15 protein-coding genes are annotated in these 14,251 nt (G+C 62.1%); 11 read left to right on the plus strand and 4 right to left on the minus strand.

Annotation, left to right across the window (positions count from 1 at the left end):
* Positions 1-52 precede the first annotated feature (52 nt).
* From preA to ACP7D4_RS05290, 4 genes are all read right to left on the minus strand, one after another.
* Positions 53-1,333, minus strand: a complete 1,281-nt coding sequence (gene preA, locus ACP7D4_RS05275; RefSeq protein ID WP_426103954.1) for an NAD-dependent dihydropyrimidine dehydrogenase subunit PreA — start codon at positions 1,331-1,333, stop codon at positions 53-55.
* Positions 1,333-2,700 (minus strand): NAD(P)-dependent oxidoreductase, encoded by a 1,368-nt coding sequence (locus ACP7D4_RS05280; RefSeq protein ID WP_426103955.1) that lies wholly within the window; start codon positions 2,698-2,700, stop codon positions 1,333-1,335. The genes preA and ACP7D4_RS05280 overlap by 1 nt, the downstream gene beginning before the upstream one ends.
* Before the next feature lie 155 nt (positions 2,701-2,855).
* Positions 2,856-4,358: a CoA-acylating methylmalonate-semialdehyde dehydrogenase gene (locus tag ACP7D4_RS05285; protein ID WP_426103956.1), complete on the minus strand. Its 1,503-nt coding sequence runs from the start codon at positions 4,356-4,358 to the stop codon at positions 2,856-2,858.
* A gap of 5 nt (positions 4,359-4,363) precedes the next feature.
* The gene (locus ACP7D4_RS05290) at positions 4,364-5,680 is read right to left on the minus strand and encodes an aspartate aminotransferase family protein (protein WP_426208022.1); all 1,317 of its coding nucleotides are present in this window, start codon (positions 5,678-5,680) and stop codon (positions 4,364-4,366) included.
* Between the two features lie 173 nt (positions 5,681-5,853).
* Between ACP7D4_RS05290 and ACP7D4_RS05295 the strand changes: the two genes are divergently transcribed.
* The 11 genes from ACP7D4_RS05295 to ACP7D4_RS05345 all read left to right on the plus strand — a co-directional run bounded on the left by ACP7D4_RS05295 (position 5,854) and on the right by ACP7D4_RS05345 (position 13,802).
* Positions 5,854-7,281 (plus strand): PLP-dependent aminotransferase family protein, encoded by a 1,428-nt coding sequence (locus ACP7D4_RS05295; RefSeq protein ID WP_426208023.1) that lies wholly within the window; start codon positions 5,854-5,856, stop codon positions 7,279-7,281.
* A gap of 5 nt (positions 7,282-7,286) precedes the next feature.
* Entirely contained in the window at positions 7,287-8,558 is a 1,272-nt protein-coding gene (locus ACP7D4_RS05300; RefSeq protein ID WP_426208024.1) for a GNAT family N-acetyltransferase, read from the plus strand.
* Positions 8,558-9,313, plus strand: a complete 756-nt coding sequence (locus tag ACP7D4_RS05305) for a carbon-nitrogen hydrolase family protein (RefSeq protein ID WP_426103959.1) — start codon at positions 8,558-8,560, stop codon at positions 9,311-9,313. The genes ACP7D4_RS05300 and ACP7D4_RS05305 overlap by 1 nt, the downstream gene beginning before the upstream one ends.
* Before the next feature lie 113 nt (positions 9,314-9,426).
* Positions 9,427-9,708: a hypothetical protein gene (locus tag ACP7D4_RS05310; protein ID WP_426103960.1), complete on the plus strand. Its 282-nt coding sequence runs from the start codon at positions 9,427-9,429 to the stop codon at positions 9,706-9,708.
* Between the two features lie 4 nt (positions 9,709-9,712).
* Entirely contained in the window at positions 9,713-10,603 is an 891-nt protein-coding gene (locus ACP7D4_RS05315; RefSeq protein ID WP_426208025.1) for a sensor histidine kinase, read from the plus strand.
* 1 nt (position 10,604) lies between these two features.
* Positions 10,605-11,381 (plus strand): LytR/AlgR family response regulator transcription factor, encoded by a 777-nt coding sequence (locus ACP7D4_RS05320; RefSeq protein ID WP_426103962.1) that lies wholly within the window; start codon positions 10,605-10,607, stop codon positions 11,379-11,381.
* 36 nt (positions 11,382-11,417) lie between these two features.
* On the plus strand, positions 11,418-11,966 hold the full coding sequence (locus ACP7D4_RS05325) for a hypothetical protein (protein ID WP_426208027.1): 549 nt from the start codon (positions 11,418-11,420) through the stop codon (positions 11,964-11,966).
* 13 nt (positions 11,967-11,979) lie between these two features.
* Positions 11,980-12,516, plus strand: a complete 537-nt coding sequence (locus ACP7D4_RS05330) for a hypothetical protein (protein ID WP_426103964.1) — start codon at positions 11,980-11,982, stop codon at positions 12,514-12,516.
* Positions 12,517-12,591: 75 nt separating this feature from the next.
* Positions 12,592-13,014 (plus strand): VOC family protein, encoded by a 423-nt coding sequence (locus ACP7D4_RS05335; RefSeq protein WP_426208029.1) that lies wholly within the window; start codon positions 12,592-12,594, stop codon positions 13,012-13,014.
* Positions 13,015-13,026: 12 nt separating this feature from the next.
* Positions 13,027-13,413: a VOC family protein gene (locus ACP7D4_RS05340; RefSeq protein WP_426208031.1), complete on the plus strand. Its 387-nt coding sequence runs from the start codon at positions 13,027-13,029 to the stop codon at positions 13,411-13,413.
* The gene (locus tag ACP7D4_RS05345; protein ID WP_426103967.1) at positions 13,410-13,802 is read left to right on the plus strand and encodes a YybH family protein; all 393 of its coding nucleotides are present in this window, start codon (positions 13,410-13,412) and stop codon (positions 13,800-13,802) included. The genes ACP7D4_RS05340 and ACP7D4_RS05345 overlap by 4 nt, the downstream gene beginning before the upstream one ends.
* Positions 13,803-14,251: the final 449 nt, after the last annotated feature.

Raw genomic sequence — 14,251 nt, forward strand, 5'->3', positions numbered from 1 at the left:
CACGTTGACGCAGGCATGGCGGATTGCGCGTTCCGCTTATCCGCCCTACGTTCTACACTACCACTTCAGCACGTGGATTACGCGGATCCTGGGTCCAGTTCATGTACTTTTTCCCATTCGCCTGCGGCACCATCGTAATGCACGCTTCCACCGGACAGGTAATCTCGCACAGGTTGCAGCCCACGCACTCGGAGGTGATCACTTCATAGGTGCGCACGCCACTGGCCGCGTCGATCAACTGCGCGATCGACTGGTGCGAGGTATCCTCGCACGCCACATAGCACTTGCCGCACTTGATGCACTTGTCCTGATCGATCTGGGCAATCACCTCGTAGTTCATGTCGAGGTATTTCCAGTCGGTGGTATTGGCCACCGCCTTGCCCGAAAACTCGGCGATGCTCTTGTAGCCCTTTTCATCCATCCAGCGCGACAGCCCGTCCTTCATCTCTTCGACAATCCGGAAACCGTGCAGCATCGCCGCCGTGCACACCTGCACCGACCCCGCGCCGAGCGCGATGAATTCGGCCGCGTCGCGCCAGTTGCCAATGCCGCCGATGCCGGAAATGGGCAAGCCCTGCGTCTGCGGGTCGCGCGCGATCTCGGCCACCATGTTCAGCGCAATCGGCTTGACGGCCGAACCGCAATAGCCGCCGTGCGTGCTGGCATTGCCCACGATCGGGAACGCCACCATGCGGTCCAGGTCCAGGTGGGTGATCGAGTTGATGGTATTGATCAGCGACACCGCATCGGCGCCACCGGCCTTGGCCGCGCGCGCCGGCGCGCGCACGTCGGTGATATTGGGCGTGAGCTTGACGATCACCGGCAGCGACGAATACTTTTTGCACCAGCGCGTGACCATTTCGACGTACTCGGGCACCTGGCCCACGGCCGCGCCCATGCCGCGTTCGGGCATGCCGTGCGGGCAGCCGAAATTGAGCTCGATGCCGTCGGCGCCGGTCGCCTCCACCTTGGGCAAAATGGCCGCCCACAGCGCTTCTTCGCACGGCAGCATCAAGGACACCACCATCGCGCGGTCCGGCCAGTCGCGCTTGACCTGGGTGATTTCCATCAGGTTGATTTCCAGGCTGCGGTCGGTAATGAGCTCGATGTTGTTAAAGCCGAGTACCTCGCGGTTCTTGCCGTAGTGGGCCGAATAGCGCGACGACACGTTCACTGCCGCCGGGTCTTCGCCCAGCGTTTTCCAGACCACGCCGCCCCACCCTGCTTCAAAGGCGCGCACCACGTTGTAGGCTTTGTCGGTCGGCGGCGCGGACGCCAGCCAGAATGGATTGGGCGACTTGATGCCGCAAAAATCGATGCTCAGGTCAGCCATTATGCAGCCCCCACTGTTGATTGGATGTCGTCGTGAATGGCCATTGCAGCCAGTTTGCCATGCTGGACCGCCTGGACCGTCAGGTCCTGTCCCGGTGCCACGCAGTCGCCGCCCGCGTAGATGCCCGTCAGCGCCGTGCGAAAGCTGGCGTCAACGTGGATCTTGTCGCCTTCGCGCGTGATGTGCTGCGCCATCTCGCCCACAAGGCCGGCCGGCGCCAAGCTCTGGCCAATGGCCTTGAACACGGCGTCCGCCGCGATCTCGATAAAACCGCCCGTGCCGACCAGCTTGGCGCCATCCATCCGCGTTTCTTCAAAGCGCATGCCGCGCACGCGGCCGGCGTCGTCCAGCAGCACTTCCAGCGGCGCCGCCCAGGTCTTGATGCGCACCTGGTTTTGCTTGGCGATGTCCTGTTCGTGGTGGGTCGCCGTCATGGATTCAACACCGCGCCGATACACCAGCGTGACGTCTTCGGCGCCAAGCCGCTTGATCTGGACCGCCATGTCGATGGCGGTGTTGCCGGCGCCGATGACAATGGCGCGCTTGGGGACCGGGAGCGACGCCAGGTCGCTCGCCTGGCGCAGGTCGGCGATGTAGTCGACCGCCGCCATCAGGCCGGGAGCGTCTTCACCGGTCAGGCCGAGCCGGCGGCTGGCGTTCAAGCCCAGGCCCAGGAAGACGGCGTCGAACTGGGCATGCAGGTCTTGCAGGTGCAGGTTGGCGCCGAGCGTGCGGCCGTGCAGCACTTCAATGCCGCCGATTTCGAGCAGGAATGCAACTTCCTGTTGCGCAAAGTCGCCCGTCAGCTTGTATTTGGCGATGCCGTATTCGTTCAAGCCACCGGATTTTTCACGCGATTCAAAAATGACGACGTCGTTGCCGAGCATGGCTAGGCGGTGCGCGCAAGCCAAGCCGGCAGGGCCGGCGCCGACCACGGCGATCTTCTTGCCGGTCGAGGCGGCGCGCTGGAACGGGTGCGCCTTGAAGCTGGCGTGATCGAGCGCGTGGCGCTGCAGCAGGCCGATTTTAACAGGCTGGCCTTCTGCATCGTGGTTGCGCACACAGGCGTCCTCGCACAGGATTTCGGTCGGGCAGACGCGGGCGCAGCTGCCGCCCAGGATGTTCTGCCTCAGGATGCCGGCTGCGGCGCCGTTGATGTTCTGGTCGTGGATGTTGCGAATGAAGCTTGCGACATCGATGTCGGACGGGCAGATGCGGGTGCATGGCGCGTCGTAGCAGTACAGGCAGCGCGCGCTCTCGATGGCGGCCTGGCGCGCAGTTAGCGGCGGCGCCAGATCAGTAAAATGCTGCGCCAGTTCGCTGTTCGAGCCACCTGCGTGCGGCAGGTGCTTGAGAGATTCAATCATTGTTTGTCCCTATTCTCGTTCTAGTTATAAGTTCACCACCACGTCGTCCTCGCGCACGCGGGGACCCATAGAACGGTGATCTATAGGAAGCGCTATGGGTCCCCACGTGCGCGAGGACGATGTGGTAGTAGTGTTCCTCTACCTTGGCCTCTCTATTACTTCATCTGCGGAAAAGCAAACTCCACCCCCGCACTGGCCGTATTCGGCCAGCGCTGCATCACCGCCTTGTGCCGCGTATAAAACCGCACGCCTTCCGGGCCATAGGCATGATGGTCGCCAAACAAACTCTTCTTCCACCCGCCAAAGCTGTTGAACGCCATCGGCACCGGCAACGGCACATTCACCCCCACCATGCCGACCTGGATCTGCCTCACGAACTCGCGCGCGGTGCCGCCGTCGCGGGTATAAATGGCCACGCCATTGCCGTACTCATTCGCATTGATCAGCGTGACGGCGGTGGCCACGTCCGGCGCGCGCATCACGCACAGCACGGGCCCAAAAATCTCTTCCTTGTAGATCGTCATCTCCGGCGTCACGTGATCGAACAGCGTGCCGCCCACAAAAAATCCTTTCTCGCGTCCGACCACCTTGCAATCGCGTCCGTCAACCACCAGCGTCGCGCCCTGCTCCACGCCTTCGCCAATCAGTTTTTCGATGCGCATCTTGGCCGCAGCCGTGACCACTGGCCCCATTTCGGCATCGGCCGCCATGCCGTCGCGGATCTTGAGCGCGGCCGTGCGCTCGCCCAGTGCGCCAATAAGTTTGTCGCCCGAATCGCCCACCGCCACCACCACCGAAATGGCCATGCAGCGCTCGCCCGCCGAGCCAAAGGCCGCTCCAATGAGCGCATCGACGGCCATGTCGATGTCCGCGTCGGGCATGACGACCATGTGGTTCTTGGCTCCGCCCAGGGCCTGCACGCGCTTGCCGTTGGCCGTGCCGCGCGCGTAAATGTATTGCGCAATCGGGGTCGAGCCGACAAAGCTGATCGCCTGCACATCATCATGGTCGAGCAGTGCATCGACGGTGACTTTGTCACCCTGTATGACGTTAAATACCCCATTGGGCAAACCCGCCTCGGTCAGCAGTTTGGCGTGCAGCAGCGACGCCGAAGGATCGCGCTCGGACGGCTTCAAAATAAAGGTATTGCCGCACGCGATCGCCACCGGGAACATCCACATCGGCACCATCACCGGAAAGTTAAATGGCGTAATGCCCGCTACCACGCCAAGCGCCTGGCGCATCGACCAGGCATCGATGCCGCGCGAAATCTGGTCGGTGAATTCTCCTTTCAGCAGATGGGGAATGCCGACCGCAAATTCGACCATCTCGATACCGCGCGCCACTTCACCCTGAGCGTCCGAAAACGTTTTACCGTGCTCGCGGGTCAGCATGGCGGCAAATTCGTCGGTGTGCTGCTGGCACAGCTGCAGGTATTTGAACAGCACCCGCGCGCGCGTCAACGGCGGCGTGGCCGACCAGGCAGGAAAGGCCGCGGCGGCGGCGGCAACTGCCGCGTTGACGTCGTCCGCAGTGCCCAGCGCCACGCGCGCGCAAGGCTCGCCGAGCGCCGGATTGAACACGTCCGCATAGTGACCGCTTTGCGTATCGACCTTGGCGCCGTTGATGAAGTGGGTGATGGTATCGAGATTGCTCATGTTGTTTAATCCAGGTTTTTCAGTACGGTGGCAAGCTTGCCGAACATATCGTCGATGTGCTGCTTTTTAAGGACCAGCGGTGGCGAGAGCGCGATGATGTCACCGGTGGTGCGGATCAGGAGGCCGTCGGCGAACGCTTGCTTGAAGGCGGCGAACGCGCGCGCGCCCGGCTTGCCGTCGATGGCTTGCAGCTCGATGCCGGCGATCAGGCCAATGGTGCGAATGTCGATCACATGCGGCAAGCCCTTGAGCGAGTGCACAGCGTCAGCCCAGTAATCCTGGATGCCTTTGGCGTGCGCCAGGATGTCCTGTTCCTTGAACACTTCCAGCGTTGCCAGCGCGGCTGCGCAGGCCAGCGGATGGCCCGAATAAGTGTAACCATGGAACAGCTCGATGCCGGCCGGGCCGTCCATGAAGGTGTCGTGGATATGCTTTTTGGTGAACACCGCGCCCATCGGCACGGCCGCATTGGTCAAGCCTTTGGCCACCGTGACCATGTCCGGCTCGACGTCAAAGTAGTCGAACGCGAATGGCGTCGTCAGGCGCCCGAAGCCGGTGATGACTTCATCGAAAATGAGCAGGATGCCGTGCTTGGTGCACAGCTCGCGCAGGCGTTTCAGGTAGCCTTTGGGCGGAATCAGCACGCCGGTGGAACCGGCCACCGGCTCGACGATGACGGCGGCAATGGTCGAAACGTCGTGCAGCGCGATGATGCGTTCGAGGTCATCGGCCAGGTGCGCGCCGTATTCAGGTTCGCCGCGCGAGTAGGCGTTCCTTTCAAGGTTATGCGTGTGCGGCAAATGGTCGACCCCTGGCAGCAGCGGGCCGAACGTGCGGCGGTTGCCGCCGATGCCGCCCACCGAGATGCCGCCAAAGCCCACGCCATGGTAGCCGCGCTCGCGCCCGATCAGGCGGGTGCGCCCCGCTTCTCCGCGTGCACGGTGATACGCCAGCGCCATCTTGAGCGCCGTGTCGACCGCCTCGGAACCTGAATTGGTATAAAACACGTGGCCGAAGCGATAGCCGGTGTAATCCATCAGCTTTTCGGCCAGGTCGAAAGCGGCCGGGTGGCCCATCTGGAAGGTTGGCGCAAAGTCGAGCTGGCCGGCCATTTCACGGATGGCGGCGGTGATCCTGGGTTGAGCGTGTCCGCATGGCACGCACCACAGGCCGGCGGTGCCGTCGAGGATCTCGTTGCCGTCCACATCTTTGTAGTACATCCCTTCCGCGGAAACGAGCAAACGGGGGTTGGTCTTGTAATCTCGATTGTTGGTAAATGGCATCCAGAACGATGACATCGACTCGGGTTTGGATTCGTTCATACAGCTCTCCAATGATTTTTACGAGCAAAAAAATAATTTACCAGTTGGCAAAATGATGATGCAATAATAGTCAGCAGTACAACTATGGCACATATACACAAATTGCAAAACCGGCCAACCGTATCGGTGGCGCAAACAATACACTTTGTGTGTGTGCAGCAAAAGGAGTGGTGATGGAGCAGACGGAGACAGGCTGGCCGGTCCTGGTCATCGATCGCAACAAGCGCGGCAGCCTGGTCGACCAGATTGTGGCAGCGATCACGGAGATGGTAAACAGCCGCGAGCTACGTGTTGGCACCAAGATGCCCTCGGTTCGACGTTTCGCAAAGTGCAACGCGGTGAGCACCTTCACGGTCGTGGAATCGTATGACCGCCTGCTAACGCTGGGCCTGCTTTCATCGCGCCGCGGCTCGGGCTTTTTTGTTGCCCGCAGCGAAGCGCAAGCGCCGCAGCGGCTTGCCCTGCAGGCAACGCCGAGCGCCATCGACGCCCTCACCCCCGACCTGTATTCCGGCGTCTCGGATGCGCTGCCGGTGGGCGCCGGCTGGCTGCCGCCGGAATGGTACGGCGAGACCACCATCCTCGACGCCGTGCGCCACGCGATGAAGATCCCTGCCAACCGCCTGCGCGGCTACGGCCATCCGCTCGGCTTTCCCACGCTGCGCCAGCACATGGCCGCCACGCTGTCCGAAGAACTGTTCCAGGTCGGGACCGATCAGATCGTCCTGACGCACGGCGCCACCCACGCGTTCGACCTGATTCTGCGCACGCTGACCAAGCCGGGCGACACGGTGTTGGTCGAGGACCCGGGCTACAGCAATTTGATGTCGCTGGTGCGCCACCACGGCTGCATCCCGGTCGGCATAGCGCGCGGCGAGCATGGCCTGGATGTGGAGGACCTCGCGCAACAGGCCGCTGCCACCCAGCCCAAGCTCATGTTCGTCAATACGGTGCTGCAAAATCCGCTGGGCACCTCGCTTAGCCAGGCGCAGGCGCACCGGCTGCTGGGCGTGGCCGAGCAGTTCGATTTCTGGATCGTGGAAGACGACATCTACCGCGACTTGGCCGCGCGCGGCGAGGCGTCGCTCGCCGCCATGGACGGCTTGCGGCGCGTGATCCGGGTTGGCAGCTTTTCCAAGACCTTGTCGCCGGTGCTGCGGGTCGGGTCGATCTGCGCCTCCAATTCGCTGGCGCCCGAACTGCTGCGCGTGAAGATGCTCACTGGCCTGACGACGTCCGAAATTAACGAGCGCGCCGTGTACCACGCGATTTCTGCGCGGCCGTATCGCAAGATGGTCGAAAAGCTGATTGACCAATTGACGGCGGCCCGCGAACGCACCACGGAGCGCTTGCTCGATGCCGGCTTGACGCCGCTGGCCAAGCCGCGCGGTGGCATGTTTGTCAGCGCAGCTTTGCCACTGGCCCCAAGCGCGGACCTGAACGGCAGGGTGATTGCCGACCGCGCGCTGGCGTCCGGCATTTTGCTCTCGCCGGGTGAATTTTTTACGCTGCAAACACCCTCCAGCATCTGGTTCCGTTTTAACGCGGCCTACGCGGCCGACGCCCCGGCGCTGACCCAATTCCTGTTATCGATAGGCTGATCGACATGGCAAGCAAGAAGAACGAAAACATGACCGCCAGCGCGCGCCGCGTGATCAATCGCGACAAGCTGGAGGCCGACATCGTCGCCGAAGCGGTGCGGGTGTTCGCCGCATCCGGGTACGAGGGCGCGTCGATCGCCACCGTGGCCGAAAACGCGGGGCTGTCGAAGCAGAACCTGATGTACTACTTCCCCACCAAGCAGGCGCTGTACGAGCGCGTGCTTGACGGCGTGCTCGATGACTGGCTGGCACGCATGGACAGCCTGGCCGACCCGCAGCAGGATCCGCGCGATGTGCTGCGCGCGTACGTGCAGGCCAAGCTGAAGTTTTCGCGCGAACAGCCGTGGGCGTCGCGCGTGTATGCGATGGAAGTGATCAGCGGCGCGCAGTTGTACGGCGACCAGATCCAAAAGCGCGTGGTGCCGCTGCTGCGCAAGGATATCGAGGTGTTCGAGCGCTGGATTGGCGAGGGCAAAATCGGTCCCGTCAATGCGACCCATTTGTTGTTTGCGATTTGGGCGATGACGCAGTCGTATGCGGACTTTTCCACGCAGATGGCGCTGGTGTTGAACCGCAAGCAGCTGTCGAAAAAGGATTTTGAGGATGGGGAGATGATGATTACCAATATGGTGTTGGCGGCAGTGGCGCTGCCGCTTTTCCGACCTACGGTTCGCAGTGGGTGGTGTATGCTTGTAAAACAACAGCCCCACTCCAACAACCCAATGCCCGCCTTTTCCCCCATCACCCTCACCACCGACCGACTCACGCTGCGCTGGCTGGGCCATAGCGACACCGCCGCCCAGTACGCGATCTACGCCGACGACATCGCCATGCGCTACTGGAGCAGCGCCGCCTGGACCGACATGGACCAGGCCCGCGCCTCCATCGAGCAAGCCATCGCCGACTACGCCAGCGGCAAAGCGCTGCGCCTGGCCATCGAACTGCGCGACAGCGGCGCCATGATCGGCAACTTCAACCTGTACGCCTTTTCAGAATCGAACCGCCGCTGCGACGTCGGCTATGCCCTGAACCGCGCCCACTGGGGCCAAGGCTACCTGGGCGAAGCAATGACGGCAGCCCTCAACTACGCGTTCACCGCACTCGACCTGCACCGCATCGAAGCCGACATCGACCCGCGCAACGCAGCCTCGGCCAAACTCCTCGAGCGCAAGGCGTTTCAAAAGGAAGGCTACCTGCGCGAGCGCTGGATCGTCAACGGCGAAATCTGCGACACCGTCTTCTACGGCCTGCTGCGGCGCGACTGGGAAGCACGCTGATGGCCGGCCTGCGGATCGCTGCGGCGCAATCACACTCGGCCCCGGGCGACATCGCGGCCAACGTCGCGCGCCACTGCGTCTTCATCGACGCCGCAGTGGTAGCGGGCGTCGACCTGCTGGTGTTTCCCGAGCTGTCGCTAAGCGGCTATGAACCAGCGCTACTCGAAGGCGCCGCGCTGGGGCCAGGCGAAGCATTGCTAGCGCCACTGGCCGCGCGCGCCGTCACCAACAACATGACCATCGTCGCCGGCGCGCCGCTGCGCAATCCAAACGGCTTGCCCTTCATCGGCGCCATCGCCTTTCATCCCGATGGCCGCCACACCACCTATCGCAAGCACTTCCTGCACCCGGGCGAAGAACAAAATGCCGCGGCCGGCACCGCGATCAGCCAGGTGATCGACGTGCGCGGCGTGCCCGTCGCGCTGGCCATTTGCGCCGACACAGGCAACCAGCAGCATCCGCACGCAGCCGTCATGGCCGGCGCCACACTGTATGTGGCCGGCTCCGTAATCACGCCCGCAGGCTATGCGAAAGAGGCGAACCTGCTCTCCGGCCATGCAAAATTGTTCAACATCGGCATCCTGCTGGCCAACCATGCCTTTGAAACCGGCGGCTACCAGAGCGCGGGCCGCAGCGCCATCTGGCTGGCGGACGGCCAACTGCTGGTGGATGCCCCCGGCACCGGCGAATGCCTGGTCATTGGCGACCAGGACAACGGCGCCGTGGTCCCGGTCAGCACCCTTTCCTGCCGTTAGTCTCCTGTAGCGACCGGCCGACCCTTGAAACCGGCACTTCGTCACACTGTGCTGGAAGGCCCCGGCAGCGCTTGTTACAGTGAGTCCATCAACAAACCGATGGGAGAAGCAAAATGAACAACACCACTTTTAATTCCTTCTACGAAACCCTGGAGGAAATGGGCCGCGCGATCGCCAAGGCAGCACGCTACGGGGCCGCAGCCGTGGCCACCATGTCGTGGCCGGCGCTGGCGGTGTGCTGCGTGATGCTGGCCCTGGCCGTCACCATCGTGCCGCTCGCCTTGTTCCTGTTCGTGATGTTCATGGCGATCAAGCTGATTTTCAGCGTCATCGCCGAGCGCGGCCAGCGTGGCGTGCCAACGCCGTACAAGTCGTCCGACAACAAGGCTGAGTAAAACAGTGCGTGCCAGTCAACTCAACAAAGCCATGGACTTCCTGCGCGACGCACTCGCCGAAGCGAAGCTGCTGTGGTGGAGTTTTTTCGACTGGCTCGCCGTCGTCGAATGGCGCCAGCTGTACATCACCTGGTTCCTGCTGGTTTCGCTCGCCTCCATCTTCAAGGTGGTGGAGACGGCGGTCTGGTTCATCCTGCTCTCGTTCGGCGTCAAGGTGCTCGCCGGCGGCAAGCGCAAGGCCGAGCTGGCAGCGACCGAAGCGACCGCCAAGGCCGACGTGGCCACGCTGGAGCGGCGCCTGCTCGAAGCCCAGATGGCCACGCTGCAAGCCCAGATCGAGCCCCACTTTTTGTTCAACACCCTGGCGCTGATCGGCCAGCTGATCGAAACCGACCCGCCGCAGGCGGCCAAGATCCACATGAACCTGATCGACTACCTGCGCGCCACGCTGCCGCAGATGCGCGCGAACGGCGGCGGCACGCTCGGGCGCCAGGTGCAGCTCTCGCGCTCCTACCTAGCGATCATGCAGGCGCGGATGAAAGAGCGCCTGACCGTCAACTTTGACATACCCGCCAACCTGGAGCATGCGCCCTTCCCGCCGATGATGCTGCAAACGCTGATCGAAAACGCGATCAAGCATGGACTCGAACCCAAGATCGAAGGCGGGCGCATCGACATCAGCGCGCACCTGGATGGGGGCATCATGCAAGTCAATGTGCGCGACAACGGCGCCGGCTTCAACACGCATGCTGACGAAGGCGTAGGCCTGGCCAACATTCGCGAGCGCCTGCGCCTGCTGTACGACGACCGCGCGGAACTGGTCATCGAAGCGCCGCTGGACGGCGGCGCCATCGCCGCGATCCGCGTCCCCTTTTCCATACTCGACAAACACTGACATGATCACAGCTTCCAAGCCCGTACGGGCCCTGATCGCGGACGACGAATCGCCGATGCGCGACCAGTTGCGCGCGCGCCTTCGCGATGTGTGGCCCGAACTGCAGATCGTGGCCGAGGCAGCCAATGGTATCGAGGCGGTGGCGCTGGCCAACGAGCATGCGCCCGACATCGTCTTCCTGGACATCCGCATGCCCGGCCAGAGCGGCATCGAAGCCGCGCGCCATCTGTACGAGCGCTGCCACATTGTGTTCGTCACGGCTTACGACCAATACGCGGTCGACGCATTCGAGCATGGTGCGATGGATTACCTGCTCAAGCCGGTGGTGGCCGAACGGCTGCAGCTGACCTGCGAGCGCCTGCGCCAGCGTCTGGACAAGTCGCCCGAAAACATCGAGGCCCAGCTGGAACAACTCACGCGCATGGTGCAGCGCGGCGAGACCAAAAAAGTCGACTACCTGCGCTGGATCCAGGCCCAGGTTGGCAACAGCCTGCGCATGATCAGCACCAGGGAAGTGCTGTTCTTCCGCTCTGACGACAAGTACACGCTGGTGCAGACCGCGCAGGCCGAGATGCTGATTCGGAAAACGCTCAAGGAGTTGGCCGACGAACTCGATCCGAATGAATTCTGGCGCATCCACCGCTCCACGCTGGTGCGGGTGGACGCGATCGCCGAAGTGTCGCGCGACGATCGCGGACGCCAGATGATCAAGGTGCGCAACTTCCCCACAGCGCTGGAAGTGAGCCGCAACCATTCACACCTTTTTCAGCAAATGTAAGCCCACCACAAGATTTAAAATCAAGACAAGGAACGCATGAAGAAAACAACTGCAGCAGCACTGGTTTGCAGCGCAATGTTGGTCGCCGCCCCCGCTTTCGCAGCCGCTGAACCAAGCGAGCGCGAGAAGATCGAGCAAGTCGTCGAGACGTTCCGCGTGTCGATCATCAACAAGGACGCGGACAGCTTCATGAAGCTGTTCTACAGCGACACCATCCCGTGGATCGGCGTTACGACCGACAAGAGCCTGGCGCGGGAGAACGCGAACAAGCCGAAGCCGGACATGCCGGACGAGCAAAAGATTTCTGCGGGTGGCAGCCCCCGGAAATTTATTGAAGGGATTGTCAAACGTACCGACATGACCATCGAAGAGAAATTCGACAACGTGCGCATCGATTCCGACGGCGACGTGGCGCAGGTCTGGTTCGACTACAGCTTTAATCGAGACGACTACAAAAGCAACTGGGGCAAGGAAGCCTGGCACCTGGTGCGCACGGACGCCGGATGGAAAATCAGTTCCGTGATCTGGTCGATGGAGTTCAATCCCGAACCGCCGCCCAAGGTGAAAAAGAATACAAAACAATAAGCACGAGGTCTACATGAAGAAAATATTTGCAGCAGCACTACTCTGCAGCGCGCTGGCGACCTTCGCCGCACCTTCCTATGCTGCGTCCAAAGCGGGCGACCGTGAGAGCATCGAACAAATCGTCGAGACCTTCCGCGTCTCGATCATCAAGAAGGACAAAACAAGCTTCATGAAGTTGTTCTACAGCGACAAGATTCCCTGGATCGGCGTGACCACCGACAAGAGCCTGGCATGGGCTAAGGCGCACAAGCCCAAGCCAGACATGCAGGACTTGAAGAAAATTTTTGCCGCTGACAATCCCCAAAAATTCATCGACAATATCGAGGCCGGGGACGAAGAAAAATTCGAGAACGTGCGCATCGATTCCGACGGCGACGTAGCGCAGGTATGGTTCGACTACAGCTTCAATTTCAACGACTACAAGGCCAACTGGGGCAAGGAAGCGTGGCACCTGGTGCGCACCGATGCCGGATGGAAAATCAGTTCTGTCATCTGGTCGATGGAATTTAACCCGGAGCCGCCGCCCAAGGTCGAGAAGAAAAAGCCTTAAGCAAATGTGAGGCAGCGGATTCATAACTCCACTACCATTGGCTGTTCAATCATGATTCTTTAAAGGGAGAGTGACATGGCAGCCAATTCCAAGGCCACGCTGATTCCCTGCCTGCGCTATCGCAATGCGCCGGCAGCCATCGAATGGCTCTGCAACACCTTTGGTTTCGACAAGCAGATGGTCGTGCCTGGAGAAAACAATACCATCCTCCACGCACAACTGGCATTCGGCAACGGCATGCTGATGCTCGGCTCGGCCGATCGCAAGGACAGCGAGTTCGACAAGCTGATGAAGCAGCCCGACGACATCGGCGGCGCGCAGACCCAGACCACCTACCTGGTGGTGCCCGATGCCGACGCCGTGTACGAACGCGTGCGCCGCGCAGAGGCGGAGATCGTCATCGACATCAAGGATGAAGACTACGGCGGGCGCGGCTTCACCTGCCGCGACCTTGAAGGCCACGTCTGGAGCGTTGGCACCTACGACCCTTTTGCCTGACCGGGAGCAGCCATGTCACGAGCAGTCCACTTCGAAATCCATGCGTCCGATCCGCAGGCGTCGATGCATTTTTATTCCGCCCTGTTCGGCTGGTCCTTCAACAAGTGGGAGGGCGGCGACTATTGGCTGATCCATACCGGGCCGGACGACCAGCCGGGCATCAACGGCGGCCTGTTGCCGCGCCGCAGCGCCGTGCCCGAGTCCATGGCGGCGGTAAACGCCTTCGTGATCACGGTTGATGTGGAAGACGTCGACAATGCCGTATCAAGCGCCTTGGCGGGCGGCGGCGTGACGGCCGTGCCCAAAATGGCGGTGCCCGGGATCGGCTGGCTGGCCTACCTGAAGGACCCGGACGGGAATATTTTCGGCGTAATGCAAGCCGATACGCAGGCCAGATGAACACCGACGAACAAGCGATCCGCGATCTGATCGCACGCTGGATCGACGCCACGCGCGCCGGCGACGTGGACGCGGTGCTGGCACTGATGGCGCCGGACGCCACCTTCCTGATGGCTGGCCAAATGCCGATGGTTGGGCACGAAGCATTTGCCAACAGCCTGCGCGCTGTGCTGGCCGATCACGCGATCGAATCGAGCAGCACGGTAGACGAGGTGGCCGTCAGCGGCAACATGGCGTACTGCCGCACCAGCCTGACGGTGACGGTGACGTCGAAGCACGGCCAGTTGCCACTGCAGCGCACCGGGCACACGCTGACGATCCTGCGCAAAGGTGACGACGGCAAGTGGCTGCTCACGCGCGACGCCAACATGCTCGCCGCGCAGGGGTAAGGCAACATCGCAGCCCACGGCAGGGACGCACTAGCGCCAGCGCGTATTCGACATGAGCCATCGACGACGCTTGTCGGAATGCGCGCTTCGCGCTTTTCCAACCTACTGCCCGGCCGGTCAAATCGTCGCCATTCCGCCCTGCACGCTGGCCTGGCGAGGCTAAGTCAATAGCGCGTCCCGTGCAGGGTAAATACCGTGATCGACGCAGCGATGACCGTCTGCCCGCAGAACTCAGGGCGCCGGCAGCAGCGGCTTGAACGCCGCGCGAAACGCCTTCAGCGCGGCCGGATGGTCGATGGTGGCGTGCGTTTCATCGGGCCAGTCGTCATGGCGCAAGCTCAAGTTGGCGTCACCGGCGCTCTAGAACTTTATCGACAGTTCGCTCACTTGCGCTGCGATTTGCGCCTGGCCGCTGGTAGCCAGGTATAGCGCTGTGCGGTCTTTGAAGG

The sequence above is a fragment of the Massilia sp. TWP1-3-3 genome, from assembly GCF_049897805.1.
Classification (GTDB): domain Bacteria; phylum Pseudomonadota; class Gammaproteobacteria; order Burkholderiales; family Burkholderiaceae_D; genus Telluria_A.